The organism is Occallatibacter sp., from assembly GCF_036502485.1.
GTDB lineage: Bacteria > Acidobacteriota > Terriglobia > Terriglobales > Acidobacteriaceae > Telmatobacter.
Genome location: NZ_DASXYM010000018.1, coordinates 1 through 26,631 on the forward strand (window position 1 = coordinate 1; position 26,631 = coordinate 26,631).

The following is a 26,631-nucleotide window of genomic DNA, read 5'->3' on the forward strand; positions in this document are numbered from 1 at the left end:
CGGACCCTGCGGCGCCGTCATGGCGCGGAAGGTCGCGATAGCGCCTTCAAGCTGGCTCGGGTCCACGCCTCCCAGCCCCCGATAGAACGCCGTCCACATCCCGAACACGCCCCCTAAGTAGATCGTCCCCGCAGCCGTGACGAACAACGTCAAAGCGCTCAGCCGTGGCCGCGGCACGCGCGAGATGCGGTACAGCGCAAACGCGCATACCAGAAGCAGAGGCAGGCCCAGGTAGCCGATCATGTGAGGATCAGAGAACATTGGCCAGTGGTTCTGCGCATGCACCAGCGCCGCCACCACCGTCGCAGGGTCGCGCGGTACATAATGCAGCTTGAAGTGAAAAAAATCGCCGGGATGCCGAAAATGCATCACGAACACGAGGATGAAAAGCAGCGGAAACAGCAGGACCACGTAAGGGCCTGCCGAGCGGCGCGGCGTCTCTAAAGAGCTCATGCCCCCGATCATCAACGAGCCGAATCGCTCCGCTCAACCCAATTCCGCGCGCGCACGGACTTATGAAACACAAATCGCAAGCTGTCTCGGAACATGCAGGAGATGAGCGCCCCAACCCTCATGCGAGCGCTGCCGCCAGTGCCGCCGCGCCCGTCGATGCTCGTATTCAGCGTACCCGCGCTGTCATCGACCACGCCTTTGTGCAACTGCTCTTTAAACACGCTTACCGCACCATCACCGTGCGCGACATTGCGCTCAAGGCCGGCGTGGGTCGAGCCACGTTCTACGCACACTACGAGTCAAAAGACCAGTTGCTCCGTTCGCAATTGACGCGCATCATCCTGCCCGTTCTCAAGGCCTGCCCTGAAAAGCCTTACCTGCTGGATTGCACCGCTCTGTTCGATCATGTGCTCAGCGCCCCGCAGCTGTTTCGCAACATCATGTCGGGCGGCGAAGGCTCGGGCGCCCGCGTCGTGCGGGTAGCCCTGCAGGAGCGCGTTGAGGTCGTCGCCGGCTTCCGTGACTCAATCGACCGCCGGCTTCCGCTCGAACTCGTCACCCGCTTTGTCGTCTCCACGCTTCTGGCTGTAACCCTTCACGCACTGCAGTCCAAGACCCCGGAATCGCCCGCTGAAATGCAGATCCGGTTCGCGCGCCTGGCGGGATCGGGAATCGGCGAACTGGCCTGACCCCGCCGCCGGGTCACTGAACGTCAGCCCCGTGCCGCCCTCGCCAGCCCCACCGTAATCCCCAGCGCCGCCACCACGCTCGCAAACGCGAACAGGAACGCGCTCGCATATCCCCACGTTCCGATCACCGCGCCGGCCGTCGGCCCCACCAGGAAAAACGACACATCCGAGAATCCCGTGTACACCCCCAGCGCCGTGCCGCGGTTCTTCTCCGGAACGCGCTCCACCGCCTCCACGCCAAGTGCCGGAAACACCAGCGCGAATCCAAATCCCGTCACCGCCGCGGCCGTCAGCGCCATGTCCGCGGACTGCGCCCGCCACAGCAGGAATACGCCAACGGACTCCACCACCAGACACACAATGGCTACCGCGAATCCGCCAAACCGGTCGATGGTATGAATGAACGCCAGCCTTGAGGCGATAAACGCAAACCCAAACACCGTCAGGCAGAGCGCCGCGCCTTCCCAGTGGCGGCTCACATAGAAAAGCGTCACAAACGTCGCCAGCACGCTGTATCCCAGCCCGCTCAACGCCAGTGCTGCCCCGTGCGGAGCCACTCTCCCCAGCACGCTCGCAAACGGCAGATGTTCCCCATGGATCACCGCCATCGGCTTCTTCCCCATGGCCAGAAACACGCTCGCCACGCACAGCGCCAAAGTGAGGATCCCGATAGCTCCCAGCCCGAAGTGGTTCTCCAGCAGTACGCCCAGCGGCGCTCCCAGCGCGGTCGCCCCATAGGTGCAGATCCCGTTATAGGAGATCACCTTGGCGGTATGCTCCTGCCCCACCGCGGTAATGCCCCAGAGAGTTGCGCCCGTTGAGCCCAGGCTCTCGCCCACGCCCAGCGCCAGCCGGCTCAGCACCAGCGCGGTCATGCTTATCCAATGCATCCCGTGCAGCAGCGTCGCTGCCAGCAGGAACGCCCCGGAAGCCGTACACATGCTCATGCCCCAGATCACCGAGACCTTCGCTCCCTGGTGATCCGAAATATGCCCTGCCCATGGGCGGCTCAGAAACGTGGCAATGTACTGGATGCTGATCACAAGCCCGGCCAGCGCCGCGCTGAACCCCAGCCGGAAGTGCACATACGCCGGCAGGATCGCCAGCGGCAGCCCAATGGCCAGATAGACCACAAAGGTGAAATAAACGTACCCGATGATCCGCCGCGTGCTGGCGCGCTCGGCTGCCTTTGCATGGCTCACAGACATGGCTGAACGAGGAGAGTCTCCGTCAGGAGACGTAATTGGAGGATGAGCGACTCTCAAGGTCCAGTATATCGCTCGACGATCCTGAACCCATCACACTTCAACCATCCCCGCACCCCGAAGACACCTACTTCTGTGCCTCGACAAACAGAGAAATCTGCGGGTGCGTATTGTCGAACAGGTTCGTGTCCCGCATCACCAGCGCGCTGCTCTGTCCGTAAGCCGAGACATACACCTGGGAGAACCCGGCCCGCTGCAGCATGCGCACCATCTTCTCTTCATCCCACCAGTTGATGTGAACCGGGTTGGTCTTCTGATATTCGTCCCAGCTCAAACTGCAAAGATAATCCAGGGCGCCGTTTCTGCCTCTTTCCTTCCTCAATTCCATGAAGCCCGGCAGATCCCATTGCGAGCGGCCGATCTCCGGCAAAACGAGCTGACGTGAGATATAGAACGCGAGCCCGACATCCACAGTCAGATCGGTAGAGAGTCTCTGGGTGCCGATAAGTGCCTTGAAGAACTCCAGATCGCCGGTTTCAACCGCCAGACATGCTAGCGTCACACTCGGACAAGTAACGCGAAATATGCCGCCCGGCTTCAGAATCCGGCAGGCCTCCCCGAAGATATGCTCCACATGACGGTCACGCAGGTGCTCGACCACATGGCTCGTATAACAAATCTCGGCGCAGTTGTCGTCTACCGGCAGCCTGTCCCTGGACGTGAAATCAAATTCCACATCGACCTGCTTGGCGAACACGTCATCGTACGAATTTGCCGCTTCGATGTTCGACCAGAAATGATGCTTGAATCCTCCCGCGCCGAAATTGAAAAATCGCTTTTCGCGCAGGCTCTCCTCGTCATACTTCTGGTGATAAACAGAATCGGTTCCAAACTTCACTGAGCTGTCGAGTCCAATGAGGTTGCATGCACGACGCACCTTATACGGCAGGAGCCGCGAAGTGGAGGCCAGGGTCTTTTGAAGCATTATTTGAGCTCCTGTTGATAGCCGGATCGTTGAAGACTCAGCGAGCAACATTGTGAGCGGCACGACCAGGGCGTCGGCTCGTGTTGCCTGCGTTTCGGTGTCCTACTCCGGACAGGGGGTCCCCAGCTTCCGGAAATCTCACAAAATTGCATTATGTTCCGGCCTGCCTCACATGATCGTGACAGTCATCACACCGGAACCGGAAACGGTCATGCGGACCGTGTGACGCAGCATCCCTCAACCTGCGCAAACAAAGTGGACCAGCACGCTCCCCCACATTCGCGCACACCATTAAGAAGGGCTCTCGCTTCGTCACCGGCATATGTGACCGCCGCCACAGCGCGCAAGAAATGCTTCCGCGAATATCGTCAGGTGACTTGCTCCCGCGGCCCCGGTGTGTCTTGCTATGAGAACCGATTGCCGTTGGGCATCACGGCTTCTCAACACCTCGGCCGGTCGCGGTACACGGCGCCCTGCCATTCATCCCAACGGAGTCCTCTGAGTCCACTGGGTGACCCTTCAACACAATGCGTGCGACGTCGGAGACATGGGAATGCTGGATGAATTGGAATCGTTAAGCGATCAGAGCTATGACACGTGGGATCGGATCGGAGGGAATGCCTTCGCCGGATTCATCATCTCGTTGGTGTCATCGACAGGCCTCGGGCTCATGCATAAGTGGTTCCTGTTCTGGCTGGTCCCCGCGCCCTTGGTGATCATCTCCGCCACCCTCGCAGCAATCTCCGTGTTTAGGGTGCGGGAAGAAGATCGTTTTGACGAGCCCGCAGACGTTAGCCGAGAACCCAACCAAGTCGCCGGCCGAGACGCCGCGGCAAAGAATTCTTCCGCCTCTGCAGCGAAGCGAATGTCAGCCTCTCCCAACCCTCTGCGGTTCCGGCATCCCTGACGTCTCCCCCAGGCGAGCTGACCCATGTTCTCTGACTACGCCGGTACAATCAACTTGTGCCGAATGCCTTCCACATCGAAAACTTCGGCTGTCGCGCCGCTCGCGCCGATGGAGAAGCCATCGCCGAGCGATTGCGCGCGTCAGGGCACTCCCTGCGCCAGCCATCTGAAGCCGATGTGGTCATCGTGAACACCTGCAGCGTCACCGCGGAGGCCGATCGCGAGGCCCGTGCCTACGTTCGACGTGCCCACCGCCTCAATCCTGAAGCCCGCATCGTGGTCACCGGCTGCTATGCCCAGCGCGCTCCGGAAGAACTCGCCGGACTGCCCGGCGTCGCCGCGGTCATCGGCAACAGCCACAAGGCTCTCGCCCCTGAGATCGTCACCCGCCTTGCAGCCGGTGATCCGCAGCCTGCACTCCATCAGTCCTTCGTTCCCATCCGCAACGTGGCGGACACTTCCGGTGCACTCGCCCCCATCTGGGCTGACGACCACTTCGCCCACTCCTTCCTCGAGGAGGCTCAGCTCGCTCCCGGCGCTCAGACCCGCCCCAACCTCAAGATTCAGGAGGGCTGCGGCAACCGCTGCACCTTCTGCGTGATCCCCCAGACCCGCGGCAACTCCCGCAGCCTTCCGGAAGACAAGGTCCTCACGCAGGTGCGCGGATTTGTCGACGCAGGAGGCAACGAACTGGTCCTCTCCGGGATCAATCTCGGACGCTGGGGACGTGACCTGCCGCCCCACCCGTCCGAATCCCGCCACTCGCTGGCGGAAATGGTCCGTCGCATCTTCGCTGAAACCGACCTGCCCCGGCTGCGCCTCAGCTCCATCGAACCCATGGATTGGGACGCCCAACTGATCTCGCTCCTGCGCGAATTCGGCGGCGTCCGCCTCGCCCGCCATGCCCATCTTCCGCTCCAGTCCGGCTCTGACTCGGTCCTCCGCCGCATGCACCGCCGCTACCGCCCCTGGCACTACTCCGAGAAGGTCCTCGCCCTGCGCCAAGCCGCCGGCCCCGGCCTCACCCTCGGCGCCGACGTCATGGTCGGCTTTCCCGGCGAGACTGACGGCGAGTTCCAGGAGACCGCCGACTTCATCCGCTCCCACCCCTTCGGCTACCTGCACCTGTTTCCGTTCTCGCCGCGCCCCGGAACCCCCGGCTGGGACCTCCACCGCCGGACGCCGGTGCCTGCCGCCGTCGTCGAGCAGCGCATGGCCGCTCTGCGCCTTCTCGGTTCCGAAAAGTCCCGCGCCCATCGCAGTTCGTTCGTGGGCGGGCCCTTGGAGTGCATCACTCTGCACACCCCTGAGGCATTAAGGATGAAAAACCTCACCACCGCGCTGAGCGACAATTTTCTGCCTGTTGAACTGGAAGGGTCTTTAGCGGCTAACTCCTTCGTAACCGTACAGGTCACCGGCCTGAGCGCTGCCGGGGCCGTAGTCGGAATCATTCAGGTGTGACCTCCGTCACCGTATATCAAAGCAACACTGGGGCAGAATGCACTTGTATTATTCGCCCTATCTTTCGTTCGGGCCTAAGTTGCTTCTCGGCATCTTGCTCAGGTAAATGGCTTTAGCGCGACCTGACTTGACACCTGCCGAAAACTGGCGCAGCATTGAAACAGTCTGGTGTGTGGGAACGCGGAGCTACACGGGGCCCCGGAACATTCATCCAAAGTACGCCATCTTACCGCTTCCCAGATTCGACCGTAATCCCCCGAACTGACCTCGCGTGTCGCTCATTTGAGGTAAGTCAATGGTCGTCAGGACGCAAAGCAACGGAAACAACAACTTCGGACTTCGCGTGGGCACAGCAAACGCAAGGCGCTACTTCCCTCGCAGCATGCATGCGGTGGAGTTGCGGCTGGATGACCTCCAGATTCAGTGCCCCCTGCCGACTGGCTTCTGGGACGGCAGTCCGGAAATAAACGATCCGCGGCTTTGCGAATGGCTGAAATTCAAAGTACTTCGGGAAAGACGGAAGGGTGCACCGATTGCCCTGAACTTGGTGCAATCGGGTACAAATAGCTTCACCCTGCAATCGTTGGCGTCGGCGCAAGGCCGACCAAATCGATTGAGTTCAGTGGCCTGAAGCGTACGTCCCGCGGGCGTTTTGCCGGCGGTTGAAAGCTCTCAGCTAGCAACTTCAAGCACCAATTGCACCACGGGATCAGCCTCCCCCTTCACGGCAGCCAGGCTGTCCCCTGAACCACCTACTTCCAAGGAGATGGCAATGAAGACACACCGTGTACCCAACGAAATGGAAGCCAAGGCGGCTGAGGCCCTGGGCGCTCTTTTACACTCCGTGTCCTCCATAAAGACGCGCGACATCAAGTTCCAGCCGGCCCATCGCAAGACCGACATCCTGGCGGATATCGACGTGTTCGGCCGCAACCACAAACTGGTTTGCAGTATCGCCGATCGAGAACCCGATGGCGTAAGGAGGGCCCTCGAAAAGCTGCGTACCAGCGCCGATAGCAAAAAGGGCGACGCCACTCCCGTCCTGATTACGCCGCGCATGTCCGCGCAGGATCGCGCCATGTGCGAGGAACGCCGCGTCGGATTCGTCGATCTGGAAGGCAACGCCCGCCTGGTGGTGGACGAGATCTTCATCGGCAAGCGCTCGGTTCGCAGCGCTCCGGCTCACCCATCCATCTCCAATCGCCTGCCTGCCTAGGTTCTTTCTGTCTTGCTTGCTGCGCCCCGGAGCCGCCCGGGGCGCAAACGCAACCGGTCCAATGTTATACTCAGGGTGCGTTCCGTAAAACGGCGGCATTTCTGTGCCATCCGGCTACACCCGCCGCGCGGACCCTTCCGGGAGGAGTACCATCGCTTTCGATAAACGTGCAGCCAAGTCCTTTATTCGCATCAATGACCGTATCCGCGCGCGCGAAGTCCGCGTCATCGACGAAAACGGCGAACAACTTGGCATTTTGCCCCCCTTTGAGGCCCTGAAGATCGCTCGCGAGCGCGGGCTTGATCTCGTAGAAGTCTCTCCCAATGCCGTCCCGCCCGTCTGCCGTATCCAGGACTACGGCCGCTTCCTCTACGAGAAGGAAAAGAGTGAGCGCGCCGCCCGCAAAAAGCAGAAGGTCATCACCCTCAAGGAAGTCAAGTTCTCGGTCACCGTCGACGAACACGATTACCAAACCAAAAAGAATCAGGCCGTTCGCTTCCTCCAGGAAGGCGATAAGGTCAAGGCCAGCCTCCGCTTCCGCGGTCGCCAGATGGCGCACCGCGAACTCGGCTACGCCATCATCAATCGCCTCATCCAGGACATCGGCGAAACCGGCGTGGTCGAATTCATGCCCCGCATGGAAGGCACCACGCTGCACGCCATCCTGGCGCCCAGCAAAAAGCAGGAGCAGCAGCCCAAGCCCAAGGCGCCCGCGCCTTCGCCGCAGCAAACCGCACCGGCCGCACAATAGTCCGCCCACCTGACGCTCATCCAAAAAGCCGCCTCTCCAGGCGGCTTTTTGCGCCCCACAGGAGAAGCGAGACACATCCAACCCCGCCGCGAACCACTTCGCCACCCTCCCCTGAACCGCTTGCATTCCCCGCAATGTGCAACTTCCGGGTGAGTAATCACCAACAGGTCGCATTTGCGTTCCGGGCAAGTAGGCCGATATTAGTGACATAGCGGTCAGAAGTATTGGGTCACTCATCGAGAATGCATCGTCCACGGTTCAATCTGGGGGTACGGCTGGCGAGCCTCTGTCTACTCGCTGTCCTATCCTCGCGCGCCCAGCAACCCTTGACCTCGATCGCTGCCGTGCACGCAATCTCCAATGAAACCGCTGCCCACTCCCTCCCTGTGCGCTTTGAAGGCTCGGCCACTTACTACGAAAAAGGCAACATCGACCTGTTCGTGCAGGATGGCGACACCGCCATCTACGTGGAAACCACCACGGATTCGCAAGTCACCGCCGGCGACCGCGTCTTGGTGGAGGGAACCACCCGCGCGAGCTTCCGTCCGGAGATCCTGGCCAGCCGCGTCACCATCCTGAAGCACGACGCCCTCCCGCAACCGGTCTTCGCGGATTTCAACAAACTCATCCATGCGGATCTGGACTGCCGCCTCGCAACCGTGCGCGCCATGGTTCGAGCCGCCAACGTGTTTACCGATGGCCCCAGAAAAAGCCTGATGCTCGATCTCCTCATGCCCGGGGGAGCCATTCAGGCACAAGTCGCCAACGGAGCCACTGCCACTGATCTCCTGCCGCTGCTGGACAGCACTGTTGAGATCACCGGCGCCGTGGCCGGCAGGTTCGACAGCAAGAACCAGATGACCGGAGTCCTGCTGGAGGTGCCGTCGCCCTCCGATCTGCGCATCGTGGCCCCCGCCCCTCGCAGCCCCCGCCAGCTTGCGATCCGCAAATTCGATGAGATCCTTCGCCAGCTCAACATCGATGACCGCACCGAACGCGTCCGGGTCGAAGGCACCATCACGTACTACCAACCCGGCGCAGCCATGGTTCTGCAGGATGGCGCCGGCGCGCTCTGGGTCGACACCCTCAGCGAAGAGCCGCATGCCGTCGGCAATCACGCCTTCGCCTCCGGCTTTCCCGATGTGCGCAATGGTTCTGTTGTGCTCACAAAGGCAGAGATCGAAAGCGTCAAATCCAGCGTCGCGCTGAGCGTCGCCAACCTCGATCCCGCCCAGCTGGCATCCGGCACACACCCCTTCGAGCTTGTCTCGGTGGAAGGGCAGCTGATCATGCGCGTGCGCGAGGCCGCCCAGGATCAGTACGTCATCGCCTCCGGCGGGCACGTGTTCTCCGCCATCTATCGCCATCCGGAGCGCGGCCTGAACCTCCCCCTCGCCCCCATGCGCGATGTGCCCCTGGGCTCCCGCGTTCGCGTCACAGGAATCTGTGTCCTGGACCGCGGCGATCAGTTCCGCGGCCAGGTGGCTTTCCATCTGCTGCTTCGCTCCCAGGAGGACATCGCGGTATTGGCCGGACCATCCATCATCTCCGTCCGTAACCTGGCCGTGTTGCTCGGGCTGCTCCTGATCCTGGTCTCCGTGTTCATGGTCAAGGCGGTCCTGCTGGAACGTAAGCTCCGCAGGCAGGACACCGCGCGCGCCACCGCTGTCGAACGCTGGCGCACCCGCGTCATCGACGGCATCAACAACGCCATTCCGCTGTCTGAAACCATGGTGCAAATTACCGAGCTCCTCTCGTTCAAATTGCAAGCCGACTTCTGCTGGGCTGAAATCGAACTGGAAGGAACCTTCGGCAACTTCCCCGAGCCTACAAACCGCTCCGGTCTGCAGATCGTCACGCAATCGATCCCGGCTCGTTCGGGAACCTCCCTGGGCAGGATCTGTGTCGGCTTCCTGAGCCATGGAAAAATAAATCGCATTGCACACGATGCCTTCGAAAACGTGGTGCGCCTCTCGTCACTGGCCATCGAGACAGGCGGAAGATATTCGGAGCTGGTGCGCCGCTCGGAACTCGATTCACTGACCAACGCGCAGAACCGGTTCGCCTTCGATCGCGCCTTGGAAGCGATGGTCGACAAACACGGCAAGGCAGGCGGCAGGTTCGGGCTCATCTACATCGACCTGGACGATTTCAAGCTGGTCAACGACCAATTCGGCCACAAAATCGGAGACCAGTATCTGCAGGAAACAGCGCTCCGCCTGGGCCACCAGCTTCGCTCCAACGATCTTCTTGCCCGCATCGGGGGAGATGAATTCACGGTACTGGTGAACGACGTGAACAGTCGTGAAGAGGTCAGCGAGATCGCTTTGCGGCTCCAGGCTTGCTTCGACAGCCCGTTCTGCCTCGATAGAACCGAAATCCAGGCCACCGCCAGCATCGGCTGCGCCCTCTATCCCGAGGACGCCGATACGGCGGGTGCGCTTCTGGAATGCGCCGATGCCAGCATGTACCGCGTGAAACGCCTCAAAGCGCGCCAGCGGGCGAGCATGTCCTCGCCGTCTGACCACGGCACACTCGTATAAGAGCCCGTCCCGCGCACACTGCCGCACTCTATTCCTGAATGCAGAACGGCCTGAAGCTTGAGCTTCAGGCCGTTCTGCATGCGACTGAATTGTGCTTAGGCTACGGCGGTCGTGCTCAGCGCGGACTTGGCCTGCTCGGCCAGCTTGGTGAAGCCGGCTGCGTCGTGCACGGCGATGTCGGACAGGATCTTGCGGTCCAGCTCGATGCCGGCCTTCTTCAGGCCATTGATGAATTGCGAGTAGCTGGTGCCGTTGAGCTTGGCGGCAGCCGAGATGCGGACGATCCAAAGCGAACGGAACTGGCGCTTCTTCTCGCGGCGACCCTTGTAGGCGAACTTCAGGCCGCGCTCTACGGCTTCCTGGGCTGCCTGATACAGCTTCGACTTCGTAAGGAAGTAACCACTTGCGCGCTTAAGAATCTTTTTGCGGCGGTCATTCCGCTTGGTACTGCGTTTTACGCGGGGCATCTGTGTTTCTCCGTTTGGTTAAGTGGACTAACGCGGCTGGAGGCAGGAGAATCATGCGATTCGGCCTCTTCACTCGCGACTGCAAGCCTGGATCACGCGGCGGCCCTTCTAAAACCGGCTGCCGGGGGCCCCTCCACAGAGGCCCGGATGTGCCGCCCCGTTAAGGGCGAACGCACCAATCAGGCGTAGGGGATCATGCGCGCTACCTTCGCGTGATCGCCGTCAGAAACGATTGCGCTCTTACCGAGCTTGCGCTTCTGCTTGGGCGACTTCGACGAAAGAATGTGCCGCGTCTTCGTGTGGCCCCGCACGATCTTGCCGGTGCCGGTCTTCTTGAAGCGCTTGGCCGCGCCCGAATGGGTCTTCAACTTGGGCATTTTTCTTTCTCTTTTTCGAGTGACGTCTGGAGACGCCCTCAGAGATGCCGCAGTACACAGGGACTTCCCCGCGCGCTGGGCGCTTTGATCAGTATACCGTGAGAAGCGGTTTCGTGCCGACGAGAAGCACCCCCGCTCCCAATCCGGCATCGTCCCAAATCCGGCCGCACTGCACCGCAACGGCAACGTGCACCTCTTTCCAGCCCGTGGCCACAGGCGTACCTTGGGCTCATGGCGATCATGAGCGTGGACCTGGCGTTTCGCCGCTGGACGGACCTCGGCCTGGTGGTTCTGGATCGACCCGCCGGCACTTCCGCCGTCCACTGCGAGATCCTCACCTGGGACGACGGCGGCAACGGCCCCGGCCCCGTCGAAGCGGATATCCTCGCTGGCCGGCTCAATCATTTCTGCAACCTGCGCAACATCCGCGTCCTGATGCTCGACGGCCCCCAGGCCTGGAAATCGCGGACCAACGGCCACGCGCATGCCCGAACCAGTGAGCGGATCCTGAACACCGCCGCCAAAACCGGACCGCCCGGCATGGTAAAACCCAGCACCTACCGCGGCTTCGCCGAGTTCTGCGTCGATGTCTATGACGCCCTGTGCCGGCGCGGCTGGAAGCGCCTCGACACCACCGCCGCACCGACCCACGGACACGAGCGTGTGCTCGTCGAGAGCTACCCCTGCGCCGCCTGGAAGGCTCTGGGCCTCAAAGCACTGGCCTCCAAACGCCGCGCGCGCGTCAGCGACCTGGCCACGTCCTTCGCCGCGCTGAACGCGGTCGTTCCCCTTCAAGTCAATCGCCCGCCCAATCACGATCAGCTCCAGGCCATCGTGGGCGGCCTGCCAGGGATCGCACTGGAAGTTCGGAATTACGACGGCGCCCGCATCGTGGGAACCCCTCCGCGACGCGAAGATGGTCAATGGCGCGAGGGCTTCATTGTCCTGCCCCTGCCGCCAAAGCCGGAAGATGCCTCGAGATTGTCGGATTAGACCCAACCGGTCGGCACGCCGGCTTGTCTTGTGATCGCCGGCACAGTCCCCGAGGCTCAACCGGGTGCACAATCGTCCCTCGGCCTATGGAACCGTCCAAAGCCATCCCGCATCCACAACACTGCCCGCTCATGGGCTGTGGTGATCTGTTTACCATAAAACTAATAGGGTTTCACCCCCATTCGCTGCAAAAATCTTCCGGGAAAATATCTTATAAACATAAGAATACAAACGATTTATATAAAGACATGAACACCGCCGCAATCTTCGCCCCAAACCCGAATAAAAGACGAATATTCAGCGAATCACACCGCCCCGTCTGGCAACTGAAAAAGACTGAAAGTTTGCATATGAGTAACTAAGCTCGGGCGCGCAGGCGGGCTCGAAGTAGCTCATGGCAACTCTTCTCCCGGCACGCCCGCACACACCAGACCCTGGCCGCTACTTCGATTCGCCTACTCCGAAAGCTTTGTCGAGGAACTCGATCACGCGCTGCCGCGCGTCATACCCGTGCCACGGTTCAGGAACCGGACGCCCGAACATCGCCCCCGCCAGCGGCCCATGATTGTCGCGCGGATAAGTCACCAGTTCGACAGGGACGCCTTCCTGCCGCAGCGCGCGGTACATCTCCTGCGCCTGGCCGAGCGGGTCGGTGGTATCTGCCTGACCCTGCAGCAGCAGGAACGGCGTCTTCGCATGAGCGGCGCCTGAAAGCGGACTCTGCTTCCACGCATCTTCCATGTGCTCCCACGGCTTGCCGAAGTACCAGCGGTCGTACCACGAGCCGCCTTCCGTGCCGTATTCGCTGAACTGGTCGATCACCGGCGCGCCGGAGATGATGGCTTTGAAGCGATCCGTCTTGCCTTCCACAAAGCCGGCCATCTCGCCGCCGTAGCTATAGCCCATGAGCGCCATCTTCGCGGAGTCGAGCGGGTAGTGGGCGAGGACGAAATCAACACCTGCCATGATGTCCTGATAGTCGCCGCCGCCCAGGTCGTTCTTGTTGGCCGCGCCAAACTTCACGCCGTAGTTGGAGGAGCCGCGCGGATTCGGCCGCAGCACCGCCCAGCCGTGCCCTACAAGGAAGTCCGCGAAGGGATCGTGCCGATTCTCAAACGCGCCGAAAGGCCCTCCGTGGACATCCACGATGAGCGGGACTTTGCCCGACTTCGCTTGCGGCGGGAGGTACAGCAAGCCTTCAACGTTGAACGCGCCGTCCTGCCATTTCACCAGCTCGGGTTCGACGGACTTGAGTCCGGCGGGTGCGAGATCCGGGATGGGCAGCGCGCTGCAGGGATCGCCAAGTTTAGCTGCGGTGCACAGCTTTTCCGGCTGGCCGCCGGATTCTGCAAGCCACACCCAGGCAGTCTGCTTGCGGTTGGTATTGAGACCGGTGATCACCGGCGCGCCGAGATCGATCGGCTGAGGCGGCTTGCTGCCGTCGAGCGAGAGTCGCACCGGGACCGAGCGCGTGCCGATACCAGCTTGGCTGATGAGCGCTCCATCGGCCGTGGCGTAGAGGACGCCGCCGTTGAGCTGGCCGGGAAATCCGGAGGACAGTCGAATAATCTTCTCGCCCGACGACTTCTTCGGCAGAGCGAAAAGCTCGTCGTAGCCGGGCGGCGCGTCTTCCGGCGTCAGAGCGGCGAAGAGAATCGTGTCGCCGTCGGGGCTGAAGTCTGCACGGCCGATCGTGGGCGGGATCGCTGTCAGCTTCTGCGGCTTGTCAGGGCTGGCGGCGTCGAGCAGGAAGGCCTGTCCGGCAGGGCCGAGATCTTCAAGGTCGTTGGGCGGCTCGGTAGTCACGAGCAGGCGGTTGTCGATGGGTGACCATACAGCGCTGCGGACGTCCGGCTCGATGCCGGCAACTTTGAGTTCGCCGTCGATCTGGTCATTCGCCTTGAGCGCGGCAATGTAGAGTCGCGTGCCGTGCTGGTCATGGTTCACCCATTCGGCATCGGCCTTGGCTTCCTTCTGCTTCTTCTCGCCCGGTGTTTCGGGATCGCGCGCCCACACGGCCAGCATCTTGCCGTCCATGGAAAGCGCGTACCCATTGATGTCGATCGGTAGAGGTTCGTCCTTCTTTTCCTCGGCCTTCTTGTACTCTGGCTTCTTCTGGTCGGCCTTCGCAGCGTCCTTCTTTTCGCTTCCGGGCGGCGGAATAGCATTCTTCGCTTTCGACTCGTCGACTGCGGCCATGACCTTCAGCTCGTACGGCATGGCTTCACCGCCGCGCAGGTCCAGGCGGAAAAGCTGGTTGTGCTCCCCGCGATGGGCGAGGAAGAAGATGGCGGAGCCGTCGGGCGCCCACTGCGGCGCGCGCTCGCCGCGCTTGTCGGCCGGCGGCGAGAAGGTGAGCTGGCGCAGCGACTCTTTGTCCCCGCTGGTGCTCACAACCCAGATGTGCGATTTGGCGCCGTCGGCCGTGCTGTCGCTGACCACGAACAGGATCTGCTTCCCATCGGGCGAGAGCTGCGGGCCGCCAATGCCCTTGAGGTGTCGAAGGTCTTCCGTCGTGGGAAAGTGCGGTTCGGCGGGTTTGGCGTCATCAGCCGCGAGAAGGCCGGCGGGAGCGATGGTCAACACAGCGCACAAAGAGAGTGATACAGGGAAGGAGCGGCTGAAGAGCATGGCCCAAGAATACATCGCGAGTTCATGACGTTCGCGTCAGGAAAAAACGTGGCAGAGCTAGACCCCGCACATCGCGGCTAGCCTTGCCAGAGTGTTCGCATTGCGGACGGTCGCGGCGGCGAGAGCGCGCAGCTTGAGCTTCGAGCGGCCCATGCCGATGGGGTAGTAGACGTAGATTTCGCGGGCTCCGGGTTGAACCTGTTCGCCGTCGGGCGCAACGACTTTCCAGAGCAAATCGTCGGGCGGCGCCGCGTTGAGGAAGGCAATGCCCACCTTGGCAGGCTCCTTGTCAGCGAAAGGATTGGCAGCTAGGATCTGGTCGAGCTCGGCACCCGTGCGGACCATCACGCTGATCTTCTTTCCCATGCGCTTCTCGAGGGCATCTTCCAGGAGCTTCTTCGTCCTCGCCTCTTGCAGCTTGCTTTCAAAGAGCACGTTGCCGCTTTGAATGTAAGTGCGCACGTCTGCGAAACCCAGCGCTTCGCACAACGCGGTCAGATCTTTCATGGGCAAAAGGCCGGAGCCGCCTACGTTGATGCCGCGCAGAAGCGCTACGTATTTCATCACGTCACCTTCCCCTCGCAAGGTTGCGATGAATTCCTCATTGACCCGCGTTACGGGCGCATGTTGTACATAAAGGCGGCACGCAGTTCGAGGTATGGTCCGTGGAACTCGCGCGGTAGCGGCGGGTAATTCGAGCCGGTGAGCGCACCCCAGGCGGCTCGGTCCAGCGCGGTATCGCCGCTGCGGCCCTCGAGGACCATGCTGCCGTCAATGATGCGTCCGTTGGGCCCGATCTTGAAGCGGATCTGCACCTGGCCTTGCTTGAGAATGGGCGGGTTGACCTCATCCGGGATCAGCGGATCCCAGGTGTGTTCCGTTTCGTAGTACCAGCGCTGCAGCCAGGGGCTGAAGTCCACGCCCTGCGTGTCGGAAAGGATCGTGGCCCCGCCGCCCGCTCCCGGGTGTCTGGTGAGCGCTCCTGGCGGTATCTCCGAGCCGGAGCCCGGACGCGAGGCGCCGCGCATGGCTTCCTTGAGCTGGTCGGCCGGGTTCTGCGAACCCAGAGCGAAGTTGGGCCGGGGCGTTGCTTTGGGCTGCGGAGCCTCTACCTGCGATTGCGTTTGTTGCTGAGGCAGGACGGGCGGTGGCGTCTGCTGCACCTCGGGTTTGGGCTGCTCCAGCTTGGGGGGCTCGGGCGCCTGCGGGACCGTCGGTTTGTTCAGCGCTTCGAGAGTCTTCTTGTCCAGGTGCGGCTGAACGGTCTTGGGCTCCACGGGCTTGACCTCCACCTTCGGCTGATACTTCGAGATCAGGTCTGGCGGGAGGTCCAGATACTTCAGATCCTTGCGCTGCTTGATGGCGTCAAAGGGATCGATGACCGGCGGCACCTTAAGAACGTACTTCGGGATCCAGGTGATGGACGACAGCAGCAGAATGTGGAAGAGGATGGCCCAGAGAATGCCTTCGCGCAGGCGTGCCCAGCGGCGCTCGTCTTCGAGCTCGCCAATCATTTCGAGCAGTTCGTGTGTGTCGAAGTCCACCCAGCGCGACGTGCTCCGCGGTTGGTTCTGCCGTTCCGGACGCGAGTCTGGTTCCGGGGAGGTCTCCGGGTTGGGAGCGCTGAGGTGCGGGGAGCCCGCGGGCTCGGTGGGCTCGTTCTCTCTGGTTGGCACTACGTTGAGGGGCATTCGTCCGGCGGGAGCATGGCGGACGCAAAGGGTTAAGCGCCGGGCTCCGTTTGAGTCCTTTCGTTTATTCTCTCATTCCTTTCAAATCCGGCAAAACCGGCCAGCGAACAGGAATGAGAGCCGCAGTGCGTGACCTCGGCGGACCACAGGAGCCAAAGCTTCTGCAACGTACAATGGTCTTTCTGAATGGACGTTGGAAAAGGCTGAAAGGGAACCGGTTTGAAGCAGTTTTTTGCGCACCTGATGGCGAAGTGGAACCTTGTGCTTCTGCCCGCCATCCTGAAATTTGGCGTCCTGGGCGCAGGGGCAGTCGCCCTGATGGATTCGTCAACCATCCCGGTGCCGATGGATCTGCTGATTGCCGGTTGGGTGTGGAAGGATCAGGGGCGTTTCTGGCTCTATTGCGTGATGGCGGCCCTGGGCTCGGCGATCGGGGGCCTTCTGCCGTACATGCTGGGACGCGCGGGCGGGGAACTGTTCCTGCTGAAAAGAGTAAACCGCAAAAAATTCGATGCGCTGCGGGTCCGCTTCGAAAAACAGGAGTTCCTGGCGGTGGCAATTCCTTCAGCGCTGCCTCCGCCGACGCCGTGGAAGCTCTTCGTGTTTGCTGCCGGCGTCTTCGAAATCCCGATCTGGGTGTTCATGGTTTCGGTGTTCTGTGGGCGCCTGGTACGTTGGCTCATCCTGAGCCTGCTGGTGCTGAAACTGGGGCCCGGCGCCGTGACCATCGTGGAGCGGCACGCGCTGGGAGCCTTCATCGTGGTGGTGGGGCTGGCGGCGCTCGGCTTTGGATGGTGGTGGATGGCTAAGCGCAAGAGTGGCGGACTGGATACGAGCCGGTGAAATTTGGGCTGCTTTTCTGTTCGGTAAGGCCCCGCACATCCGACCCATGCATTCCCTCGACTCCATTGACGAAGCAAGGTCGTATCGTGGTACGGTGGGGATGATCGTACCAGTCTCTGAGATATTCGCTCTCGGAGGCGCGATGTTTCTCACCTTCGATCGGGCCCTATCACAAGTTTCTTTGTTTTCAGTGGATTAGAGGGCCCATTTCCACAAACTTTTTTTGCGCATAGTACCTGCCCGGGCACCCAGAGCACAGGGGTCGGCTGCTATATTTGTTTTTCGGAGTCAGGTTCTCCACATTGATCTTCTGACTCTAGATGAAGCTTTTAAATCGGTATGTGATCGCCCGCACAGCGGTTCCGTACTAAGTACCCAACCCCAGCAAATCCCAAAACTCAGCGCAGCAGAGTAGGAACGTATTCAATGGCGCAGATATTTGACCGCAGCTCCAACGCTTTGGCCCGCATGAGCCTTGTGTTGTCGGGGCTGATGATTATTGCCCTGGGCGTAACGCTTGATCAGTTGCAGCGTTCCCCATGGGTGACTCGGCAGGGGCAGCGGCCGGACCAGCCGGTTCCGTTCAGCCATAAGCACCACGTGCAGGGACTGGGATTGCAATGCCAGTACTGTCACACGACGGTGGAGAAGTCGAGTTACGCGGGGATCCCGCCGACCAAGACGTGTATGAACTGCCATGCGCAGATCTGGACCAATGCCCAGCTGCTGGAGCCGATCCGCCATAGCTGGGCCACGGGCCAGTCAGTGCGTTGGACGCGGGTGCACGATCTTCCGGACTTTGCCTACTTCAATCACTCCATTCACGTGAACAAGGGCATTGGCTGCGCGAGCTGCCACGGGCGCGTCGACCAGATGCCGCTGATGTATATGCAGAACACGCTGCAGATGGAGTGGTGCCTGGACTGCCACCGTAACCCGTCAAAGAATCTGCGGCCAACGAGCCAGATCTACAACATGGCGTGGGAAGCGCCGAATGACGAGCACCCGGTGTGGTGTTCTGTGAAGTCCCAACAGGGACCGACGGCGCAGCAGTTAGATTGCGTCACGAAGGATCCGTCGGGAGCAGGACCGCAGATGGCGGCGCTGCAGGCTGGTCCGCCGTACAGCTCTCCTGAAGCGAAGGCGCCCACGGGTGATGTGCAAAGCGCGGCAGTCCCGATGCCCGCGAATTACGAGAAGTTTACCAACCAGGATCAGTTGGGACATTTCCTGCTGCAGCATTACAAGATCCGCACTCCGCAAGAGCTGACCAGCTGCGAGGTTTGCCATCGATGAGTAAGCGTGAGTGGAACCCCGACTTGGATGGGAAAGAGCAGATCGTGAGTCAAGAACAAAAAGGCAGTAGCTCAGGGGCTGAAGCCCCGCAGAATCTGGCGCAGTCCTGCTGCGGGACCGGGTGTACCTGTTCGAGTGGGAATACCGAGCCGGCTAGCCAGTTTCTGACGCTGGACGCAGTGCGCGCCAAGTTGAAGGGCGTAAAGGGCAAGAAGTACTGGCGCAGCGTAGATGAACTGGCCAACACGCCGGAGTTTCAAGAGGCGGTGGAACGGGAGTTCCCGTCCGTGGCGCAAGAGTGGGTCGATCCGGTGTCGCGGCGCGGCTTCATGAAGCTGATGGGCGCGTCGATGGCGCTGGCCGGGCTTGCTGGCTGCACCAAGCAGCCTGACGAACCCATCATGGCCTACGTCAAGCAGCCGGAAGACCTCGTTTTAGGTAAGCCGAACTTCTTTGCGTCGGCGAACCCGTTCCCGACCGGGGCGATTCCGGTGCTGGTGAAGAGTGACGAGTATCGCCCGATCAAAGTTGATGGCAACCCGGAGCATCCCTATAACCAGGGCTCGAGCGATGTGTTTACGCAGGGCTCGCTGCTGGATCTGTATGATCCCGATCGCTCGCAGAAGGTAATGTATCGCGGCGAGAACAGCTCCTGGGGCGACTTCGCGCAGAAGTTCCGCGATGGAGTGAGCGCGACCAAGGACGGAACCGGCGTTTACTTTCTGAGCACGACCATTACCTCGCCGACTCTGGCGCGGCAGTGGCAGGAAATGCAGAAGGCGTATCCGAAGGCCAAGCTGGTGCAGTATGACCCGGCGCTGGCGGGGACGGCTTTCGCGAGCGGCGTGGTGCCGCGGTATGAGCTGTCCGGGGCGGACGTGCTTGTTTCGCTCGATGCAGACTTCCTTTCGGGCGCTACGTATCCGGGATTCCACAAGCTGGTGCGCGATTACGCGCAGCGCCGCAAGGATCCGAATAATCTGAATCGGTTGTACGCGGTGGAGAGTTCGCCGACCACAACAGGTCTGAAGGCGGAGCATCGGATTCCGCTGCGTGCGAGCGAGGTGCCCGCCTTTGCGGCGGCCTTGGCGCAAGCGGTGGGTGCCAGCGGTGTGCCGGCTTCGAGCTATACCTGGAGCGACGAGCAGCAGAAGTTTCTTCAGGCTGTTGCCAAGGACCTGAAGGCGCACGCGGGCAAGAGCGCGGTGATTCCGGGATTCTATGCGGATCCATCCGTAACAGCGCTGGCCACGGCGATGAATCAGGCGCTAGGCAATGTGGGCAAAACGGTTCTGATTGCGAGCCAGCCGGTAAATCCGCTGCCCAGCGACCAAATCGACGACCTGAAGTCGCTGGTGACGGATCTGAATGCGGGCAAGGTTCAGTGGCTTGTGATTCTGAATGTGAATCCGATCTATACCGCGCCTGCAGACTTGAATTTTGCCGACGCGTTTGAGAGAGCAAGCACCGTAGCGCATCTCGGATCGCATGTGGACGAGACGGCGCAGATTGCGGAGTGGCATATTCCCGCGGCGCACGCGCTGGAGATGTGGTCAGACGCGCGCAGCTACGACGGCACAGTTTCGATTGTGCAGCCGATGATCGAGCCGCTTTACGGCGGCAAGAGCGCACACGATGTGCTGCAGGTGCTTCTGAATGACCCGCTGCTGAGCAGTTACTCGGCGGTACGCGAGACGTGGAAGTCAACGATCAAGGGTGACTTTGAGACGGGCTGGCGCAAGGCGCTGCATGACGGCTGGATCGCCGATACGGCCTTCGAGGCGAAGGGCGCTGGCGAGAGCGCATTCAAGGGACAGGTGCCGGCACCGTCGTCGAAAGATGCGCTGGAGATTATTTTCCGGCCGGATCCGAATGTGTATGACGGGCGTCTGGGCAACGTGGGCTGGCTTCAGGAACTGCCGAAGCCGGTGACGAACCTGAGCTGGGATAACGCGGCGATTGTTTCCGGTGCCACGCTGACCAAGCTGAATCTGGAAGAAGACGACATCGTCGAGATTTCGGTGGGCAATGGCAAGGTGAAGGCGCCGGTGGTGGTTGCGCCGGGTCATCCCGATAATTCAGTTACGGTGTACCTGGGCTATGGCCGTCAGGTGGGACGAGTGGCGGGTGGTGCGGGATTCAACGCGTACCTGATTCGTCCTTCCTACGCGCCGTTCGCTTCAACGGGTTCAATCAAGAAGGTGGACGGCAAGTGGGGCGTGGCGATTACCAAAAGCCACTACCAGGATCATCGCGGGGAAGCGGCCGGCGGCGAAGGCGGCGGCGAGCACGCAGGAGCGAACCACTCGCTCGAAGGCAATGAGGCGATCAACGAGCGCGGCATCATTCGTTACGCGACGCTGGATGAGTACAAGCAGCATCCCGGCTTCGCGAACGAGGGTGAAACGCACGAGAAGACCGAGATGGGGACGTCGCTGTTTCCCAACTGGGTGTACAAAGACAACGCATGGGGCATGTCGATTGACATGAACAGCTGCACGGGCTGCAACGCATGCATCGTAAGCTGCTATGCAGAGAACAACATTCCGGTGGTGGGCAAGCATCAGGTGCGCATGGGCCGCAACATGCAGTGGCTGCGCATCGACACGTACTTCGAAGGCGACCTGGCTGCACCTAAGGCGCACTTCCAGCCGATGACGTGCCAGCATTGCGAGAACGCACCGTGCGAGCAGGTATGCCCGGTGGGCGCCACGGTGCACACGCCGGAGGGCCTGAACATGATGGTCTACAACCGCTGTGTGGGTACGCGCTACTGCTCCAACAACTGCCCGTACAAGGTGCGTCGCTTCAATTTCCTGCTGTACTCCGACGTGTATGACTGGGACAACAAGACGCTGGCACTGATGCGGAACCCAGATGTGTCGGTCCGCAGCCGCGGCGTAATGGAGAAGTGCAGCTACTGCGTCCAGCGTATCCAGGAAGCGAAGATCACCGCCGACAAGGAAAACCGCGCGATTCGCGATGGCGAGATCCAGACCGCTTGCCAGCAGGCCTGCCCGGCGCAGGTGATCACGTTCGGCAACATCAACGACAAGGACAGCCGGGTGGCGAAATTGCGTGCGGACGAGCGTACCTACCAGGTGCTTGCAGATCTGAATACACGGCCAAGGACAACGTATGTGGCCGCGGTAGTGAATCCGAACGCGGAGTTGGAAGAGACGCCGGTGGAGCATAAAGGATAGGGAGTAGGGAGCAGGCCCCAACACCCTTAAGCGCGGAAACCGAGAACCGACAACCGAGAACTGAGACCTTCGATAATGGCAACGAGCGACCTGAAACCGAACAGCCCCGAGTACGCGCGGTGGGTGGACCCCGCAACGGGGGAATTCCGGGTATTGGAGCCGGGACAGACCTTCAAGTCTGTTACCGACAAGATCACGCGCATTGTCCTCACGCCACATACGCCTCTGGGCTGGTTTGCGATGTTCGGCATCTTCGGCGCCATTGCCGTACTGCTGCTCGTCGCGGTCACCTGGCTGTTTCTGGTGGGCGTGGGCATCTGGGCCATCACCATCCCGGTGGCGTGGGGCTTCGCTATCATCAACTTCGTGTGGTGGATCGGTATTGGCCACGCCGGAACGCTGATCTCGGCAATTCTGCTGCTCTTCAAGCAGGGCTGGCGAAACTCCATTAATCGATTTGCCGAGGCCATGACGATCTTCGCCGTGGTCTGCGCGGGCATGTTCCCGCTGATCCACGTCGGTCGTCCCTGGTTGGGTTACTGGCTGTTCCCCTACCCGAGCACGATGACGGTGTGGCCGCAGTTCCGTTCCCCACTGCTGTGGGACGTGTTCGCGGTATCGACGTATGCGACGATCTCGGTGGTGTTCTGGTACATCGGCATGGTGCCGGATTTCGGCACCATGCGCGATCGATCGAAGACGCGCTTTGCCCAGTACATGTATGGATTGATTTCGCTGGGCTGGCGGGGATCGGTGCGCCACTGGATGCGGTATGAGACGGCATCGCTGCTGCTGGCCGGCCTGGCCACGCCGCTGGTGCTCTCGGTACACACGGTCATCAGCTTCGACTTCGCGGTGGCGGTGCTGCCGGGCTGGCACACCACGATCTTCCCGCCTTACTTCGTCGCCGGCGCTATCTACTCGGGTTTTGCCATGGTGCTGACCCTGGCCATTCCGCTACGCAAGTTCTATCACCTGGAAGGCCTGGTGACGGAGCGGCACATCGACAACATGGGCAAGGTCATGCTGGCGACGGGCTTCATTGTGGCCTACGGCTACGGCATGGAAGCGTTCATGGCGTGGTACTCGGCGTCGCATTGGGAATGGTTCATGTTCTGGAACCGCGTGTTCGGGCCGATCGGCTGGTCCTATTGGGTGCTGATCACCTGCAACCTGGCGATTCCGCTGACCACTCTGTGGTCGCGCAAGCTGCGCACCAACATCACGTTCATGTTCATCATTTCCATCGTGGTGAACACGGGCATGTGGTTCGAGCGCTTTGTGATCGTCGTGACCAGCCTTTATCGCGACTTCCTGCCGTCGTCGTGGGGCACCTACCGCGCCACCAAGTGGGACTACATGACGTACGTGGGGACGCTGGGACTGTTCACCACGCTGTTCCTGTTGTTCGTGCGCTTCCTGCCAATGATTCCCATGAATGAAATCAAGCTGATGCTGCCGGGCGCGAAGATCAAGCCCAAAGTAGCGGCGGGGAGTGATCACTAATGCTGCTGCGGAAAGCCTTCAAGTCGCGCGCGCCAGGAAGCAAAAATGAATTGGGAGGGAAGCGCTAATGCCTCCTCGTGAAGGAACCTACGGCCTGCTGGCCGAATTCGAGAACCCGAGCGATCTGGTGCGAGCGGCCCGCCAGGCGCGGCAGGACGGGTGGCGACGGTTGGATTGCTACTCGCCGTATCCGCTGGAGGAAGCTGCAGAGGCCATCGGGTTTCATCGCAACAAGGTGCCGCTCATTACGCTGATCGGCGGATTGATGGGCCTGGCTGCAATGTTTCTGCTGGAAACGTGGATCTCGACTCTCGCCTATCCGCTGAACATTGCCGGGCGCCCCACTTACTCATGGACGGCGTTTGTGATACCGGCGTATGAGTGGACGATTCTGTGGTCCGGATTGTCGGCAGCGTTTGGAATGCTGGCGTTGAACGGGCTTCCCTCGCTCTATCATCCGCTGTTCAATGCGCCGAATTTCCGCAATGGAGCGAGTGACGACAAGTTCTTCCTTTGCCTGGAGGCGCTGGACCCCAAGTTCGATTTGCTGGAATCGAGGAAGTATCTGGAAGGCATGCAGCCCGTCTCGGTTGTGGAGGTGGAGTACTAATGCACAGGGATCAGGGATCAGGGATCAGAGGTCAGAAGGCTCCCGTGCTCCGCGGCCTGGCTTTCGCCGGTGTCTCGGCTGTGCTCCTTCTCGCCGGGTGCCGCCAGGACATGCATAACCAGCCGAAGATGTTTCCGCAGCGCGGCAGTGAGTTCTTCGCCGATGGGCGCGGGGCGCGGACGCAGGTGGTAAACAGCGTCGCGCGCGGTCAGTTGAATGAAGACAGCTACTACTACACGGGTGTGGTCCAGGGCGCGAACGGCTATCGCGAAGAGAAGGACCAGCTGCCGTTTCCGGCAACGCTGGAAGTGCTGCAGCGCGGAGAAGAGCGGTTCAACATCTACTGCACGCCTTGCCACTCGCGGGTAGGCAACGGGCTGGGTGAGATTGTGCAGCGCGGGTATAAGCCCGCAGCCAATCTGCACGACCAGGTGCGCAGGGCGCAGCCGCTGTCGCACTACTTCTACGTGATGACGCATGGGTACGGGGCGATGCCGGACTACTCGGCACAGCTTCCTCCGGAGGACCGGTGGGCGGTGGCGGCGTATATTCGCGCGCTGCAACTTAGCCAGGCGGCCAACGCCAGTGACGTGCCCGCGGGAGCGCAGGTGCAAAGCCTGAAGGACGTGGCCGACGCGGAGAAGCTGCCCGCATCGTTTGCGCAGCCATGGAATTTGCCGGAGACGGCGGTGTATTCCAACCAGGGGCCGGCGCAGAAGGAAGGCACTCCGGCAATGGGCCCGGCCAACACGGCGGATCCGGTGCAGATCAACAAGGGCAAGGCCACCGCAGGCGCCACGAAGTAAGAATCAGAAGGAACTGGAATGGCTCACACATCACACGCCAAGACGCTGCCGGCTAATCTAAACGCGCCGCCCATGGTGAGCGCGTGGCAGACGCGCGCGCTCATTGTCGGAATCGTATTCGCTATCGTTGCAGTCATCCTCGGATTCCTGGGGCAGGCGCAGGATCAACTGGGCTGGGACCATCTGCTGAGGGCTTGGGACCTGGGCCTGATGATCACGTTTGGATTCTGCGTGGGCGGGCTGGCACTGCTGATGGTGCAGTACTGCTCCGGCGGCAAATGGGGTCTGCTGCTGCGCAGGCCTTTGGAGGCGATGAGCCGCACGCTTTGGCTGGTCTTTGTGTTCTGGATTCCAATCGCCGTATTTCAGGGCCGGCTCTTCATGTGGGCCAATCACGGCCTGGTGGACAAGGCGTTCAACCTGGGCCAGATCACCAAGGAGCAGGTGGAGGCAATCGATCACTGCATCCAGTGGAAGCACGCGATGCTGAACCCCACAACGATGGTCGTGGTGAGCGTGATCTGCTTCCTCATCTGGGGCTACTACACCTGGCGCCTGAACGCCCTGAGCTTGAAGCGCGATACGGAATCGCCGGCTACAACGCCGTTCTGGATTAAGAAACTGGAAAACATCAGCGGACCGGGAATCGTGGTCTATTCCCTCACCATGACCGCGGCGGCGATTTACTGGGTGATGTCGATGGACGTGACCTGGTACTCGTCGATCTACGGGCTGTTATTCCTGGTGGGACAGGGCTACTCGGTGCTCGCGTTGTCGATCATCACGGTGATCAACTTGTCGAAAAGCGAGCCGTATGGAACGATTCTGCGGCCGGTGGAGCAGCACGATCTGGGCAAGATGACGTTCGCCTTCGTGATGCTGAACATCTACCTCGCGTTCGGACAGTGGCTGATCATCTGGTCAGGCAATCTACCGGAAGAGATCAACTGGTACCTGGATCGTATTCGCGGGGACTGGGGCATCATCATCACGCTGGACTTCATCTTCCATTGGGTGATTCCGTTCTCGATGCTGCTTTCGCGCGACATCAAGCGCAACAAGAAGCGTCTGGTGCGGCTGTGCCAGTGGATGATCTTCGCACGGTGCTTCGACATGTTCTGGCTGATTGAACCGAACTTCCGGGACGCAGCGCGCAACCTGCACTTCAGCTGGGGAATTCTCGAGTACATTGCGGTGCCGGCGGCCATGATCTCGTTCTGGACGGTGGTGTATTGCATGAACCTGAAGTCGCGGCCGCTGGTGCAAGTCAATGATCCGCATCTGGCGGAGATTCTGGAGCCTGAACATGCCACTGCATGAAGACAACAAGTTGCCGTCGCACGGCGAACATCTGCCGCCCCACGGCAAAGGCGAGATCGATGCGTCGCATGGGTATGAGCGGTCAGACGTAAAGACATCAGGCATCATCGTCTTTCTGACGGCTCTGGGCATCTTCGTGGCGGTGACGGGGATCCTTTGCTGGGGCATCGGCAAGGCTTTCAACGCCTATATGAACAAGGAAGACGGGCCGAATACCAAGTGGACGAAAGATGCTGATGTGCAGATTCGCCAGCTGGGCAACATGCCGTCGAGCCCTGAACTGCAGAACAAAGTGGCAGAGTTGACGCAACAGTTTCCCACGCCGCGCCTGCAGTCAGACAGCGGGGATGGCGGCCAGGACCTGACCGACCTGCACGCGCGCGAAGATCTGCTTCTGCAGCACTACACGCGGGTGGATGGGCAGCAGGGGAAGGTCAGGATTCCCATAGAGCGCGCGATGGAACTGATTGCGCAGCGCGGATTGCCGGTGGCCCCGCCGCCGCAGAACGGGACATTGATGGCCGGCGATCGGCAGCCGGTGGTGCAGGCGCCTTTGACGACTGGGTTTGCGCGCACGGCGTATGAACTGGAACAGGAACGTGGCGAAGGCGCTCACGCAGAGCGGCCTCCGAATCAGAAGTAAAGCAACGCGGATCAGGCATCAGCACCAAGGGAGTTG

At 61.0% G+C, this 26,631-nt stretch carries 22 protein-coding genes; 14 read left to right on the forward strand and 8 right to left on the reverse strand.

Annotated elements, in window-relative coordinates; genetic code table 11:
- Positions 1–453 (reverse strand): hypothetical protein (locus VGL22_RS03050; RefSeq protein WP_465265405.1); only part of this gene is annotated, 453 nt, incomplete at its 3' end.
- Positions 454–515: 62 nt separating this feature from the next.
- Between VGL22_RS03050 and VGL22_RS03055 the strand changes: the two genes are divergently transcribed.
- Positions 516–1,142: a TetR/AcrR family transcriptional regulator gene (locus VGL22_RS03055; RefSeq protein WP_465265406.1), complete on the forward strand. Its 627-nt coding sequence runs from the start codon at positions 516–518 to the stop codon at positions 1,140–1,142.
- A 23-nt stretch (positions 1,143–1,165) separates the two neighbouring features.
- Here VGL22_RS03055 and VGL22_RS03060 read toward each other — a convergent pair whose 3' ends face one another.
- Positions 1,166–2,344, reverse strand: a complete 1,179-nt coding sequence (locus VGL22_RS03060; RefSeq protein ID WP_465265407.1) for an MFS transporter — start codon at positions 2,342–2,344, stop codon at positions 1,166–1,168.
- A 130-nt stretch (positions 2,345–2,474) separates the two neighbouring features.
- The gene (locus VGL22_RS03065) at positions 2,475–3,395 is read right to left on the reverse strand and encodes a methyltransferase domain-containing protein (protein ID WP_465265408.1); all 921 of its coding nucleotides are present in this window, start codon (positions 3,393–3,395) and stop codon (positions 2,475–2,477) included.
- A 900-nt stretch (positions 3,396–4,295) separates the two neighbouring features.
- Between VGL22_RS03065 and VGL22_RS03070 the strand changes: the two genes are divergently transcribed.
- From VGL22_RS03070 to VGL22_RS03085, 4 genes are all read left to right on the forward strand, one after another.
- Positions 4,296–5,699 carry a MiaB/RimO family radical SAM methylthiotransferase gene (locus tag VGL22_RS03070; protein WP_465265409.1) on the forward strand — a complete coding sequence of 468 codons (1,404 nt, stop codon included), beginning with the start codon at positions 4,296–4,298 and terminating at the stop codon, positions 5,697–5,699.
- Between the two features lie 772 nt (positions 5,700–6,471).
- On the forward strand, positions 6,472–6,915 hold the full coding sequence (locus VGL22_RS03075) for a hypothetical protein (protein ID WP_465265410.1): 444 nt from the start codon (positions 6,472–6,474) through the stop codon (positions 6,913–6,915).
- A gap of 103 nt (positions 6,916–7,018) precedes the next feature.
- Positions 7,019–7,666 (forward strand): translation initiation factor IF-3, encoded by a 648-nt coding sequence (infC, locus tag VGL22_RS03080; RefSeq protein WP_465265411.1) that lies wholly within the window; start codon positions 7,019–7,021, stop codon positions 7,664–7,666.
- A gap of 326 nt (positions 7,667–7,992) precedes the next feature.
- Positions 7,993–10,209: a diguanylate cyclase domain-containing protein gene (locus VGL22_RS03085; protein ID WP_465265412.1), complete on the forward strand. Its 2,217-nt coding sequence runs from the start codon at positions 7,993–7,995 to the stop codon at positions 10,207–10,209.
- Between the two features lie 95 nt (positions 10,210–10,304).
- On the opposite strand, the gene rplT is transcribed toward VGL22_RS03085, so the two are convergent.
- A complete protein-coding gene (gene rplT / locus VGL22_RS03090; protein WP_465265413.1) occupies positions 10,305–10,676 on the reverse strand; it encodes a 50S ribosomal protein L20 in 372 nt (123 codons plus the stop codon).
- A 179-nt stretch (positions 10,677–10,855) separates the two neighbouring features.
- Positions 10,856–11,053: a 50S ribosomal protein L35 gene (rpmI, locus tag VGL22_RS03095; protein WP_465265414.1), complete on the reverse strand. Its 198-nt coding sequence runs from the start codon at positions 11,051–11,053 to the stop codon at positions 10,856–10,858.
- A gap of 231 nt (positions 11,054–11,284) precedes the next feature.
- Here rpmI and VGL22_RS03100 point away from each other — a divergent pair, with 231 nt between their 5' ends.
- Positions 11,285–12,046, forward strand: a complete 762-nt coding sequence (locus tag VGL22_RS03100) for a hypothetical protein (RefSeq protein ID WP_465265415.1) — start codon at positions 11,285–11,287, stop codon at positions 12,044–12,046.
- Positions 12,047–12,487: 441 nt separating this feature from the next.
- On the opposite strand, the gene VGL22_RS03105 is transcribed toward VGL22_RS03100, so the two are convergent.
- The 3 genes from VGL22_RS03105 to VGL22_RS03115 are packed head-to-tail and all read right to left on the reverse strand — an operon-like array spanning position 12,488 to position 16,368.
- The gene (locus VGL22_RS03105; RefSeq protein ID WP_465265416.1) at positions 12,488–14,692 is read right to left on the reverse strand and encodes a S9 family peptidase; all 2,205 of its coding nucleotides are present in this window, start codon (positions 14,690–14,692) and stop codon (positions 12,488–12,490) included.
- Between the two features lie 42 nt (positions 14,693–14,734).
- Positions 14,735–15,241, reverse strand: a complete 507-nt coding sequence (locus tag VGL22_RS03110; RefSeq protein WP_465265417.1) for a DUF1697 domain-containing protein — start codon at positions 15,239–15,241, stop codon at positions 14,735–14,737.
- Positions 15,242–15,291: 50 nt separating this feature from the next.
- Entirely contained in the window at positions 15,292–16,368 is a 1,077-nt protein-coding gene (locus tag VGL22_RS03115; protein WP_465265418.1) for an energy transducer TonB family protein, read from the reverse strand.
- A 219-nt stretch (positions 16,369–16,587) separates the two neighbouring features.
- Here VGL22_RS03115 and VGL22_RS03120 point away from each other — a divergent pair, with 219 nt between their 5' ends.
- The 8 genes from VGL22_RS03120 (at position 16,588) to VGL22_RS03155 (ending at position 26,595) form a co-directional block, all read left to right on the forward strand.
- Positions 16,588–17,211 carry a YqaA family protein gene (locus VGL22_RS03120; RefSeq protein WP_465265419.1) on the forward strand — a complete coding sequence of 208 codons (624 nt, stop codon included), beginning with the start codon at positions 16,588–16,590 and terminating at the stop codon, positions 17,209–17,211.
- A gap of 426 nt (positions 17,212–17,637) precedes the next feature.
- The gene (locus VGL22_RS03125) at positions 17,638–18,507 is read left to right on the forward strand and encodes a cytochrome c3 family protein (protein WP_465265420.1); all 870 of its coding nucleotides are present in this window, start codon (positions 17,638–17,640) and stop codon (positions 18,505–18,507) included.
- A 44-nt stretch (positions 18,508–18,551) separates the two neighbouring features.
- Positions 18,552–21,710, forward strand: coding sequence for a TAT-variant-translocated molybdopterin oxidoreductase (locus tag VGL22_RS03130; RefSeq protein ID WP_465265421.1), 3,159 nt, complete (start codon positions 18,552–18,554; stop codon positions 21,708–21,710).
- 75 nt (positions 21,711–21,785) lie between these two features.
- Positions 21,786–23,216 (forward strand): NrfD/PsrC family molybdoenzyme membrane anchor subunit, encoded by a 1,431-nt coding sequence (gene nrfD / locus VGL22_RS03135; protein ID WP_465265422.1) that lies wholly within the window; start codon positions 21,786–21,788, stop codon positions 23,214–23,216.
- Positions 23,217–23,283: 67 nt separating this feature from the next.
- Entirely contained in the window at positions 23,284–23,826 is a 543-nt protein-coding gene (locus VGL22_RS03140; RefSeq protein WP_465265423.1) for a DUF3341 domain-containing protein, read from the forward strand.
- A gap of 44 nt (positions 23,827–23,870) precedes the next feature.
- Complete coding sequence (locus VGL22_RS03145; RefSeq protein WP_465265424.1) at positions 23,871–24,632, forward strand: c-type cytochrome; 762 nt, start codon at positions 23,871–23,873, stop codon at positions 24,630–24,632.
- Between the two features lie 18 nt (positions 24,633–24,650).
- Positions 24,651–25,952, forward strand: coding sequence for a hypothetical protein (locus VGL22_RS03150; RefSeq protein ID WP_465265425.1), 1,302 nt, complete (start codon positions 24,651–24,653; stop codon positions 25,950–25,952).
- Positions 25,939–26,595: a hypothetical protein gene (locus tag VGL22_RS03155; RefSeq protein WP_465265426.1), complete on the forward strand. Its 657-nt coding sequence runs from the start codon at positions 25,939–25,941 to the stop codon at positions 26,593–26,595. Before VGL22_RS03150 ends, VGL22_RS03155 begins: the two co-directional genes overlap by 14 nt.
- The last annotated feature ends 36 nt before the right edge of the window (positions 26,596–26,631 follow it).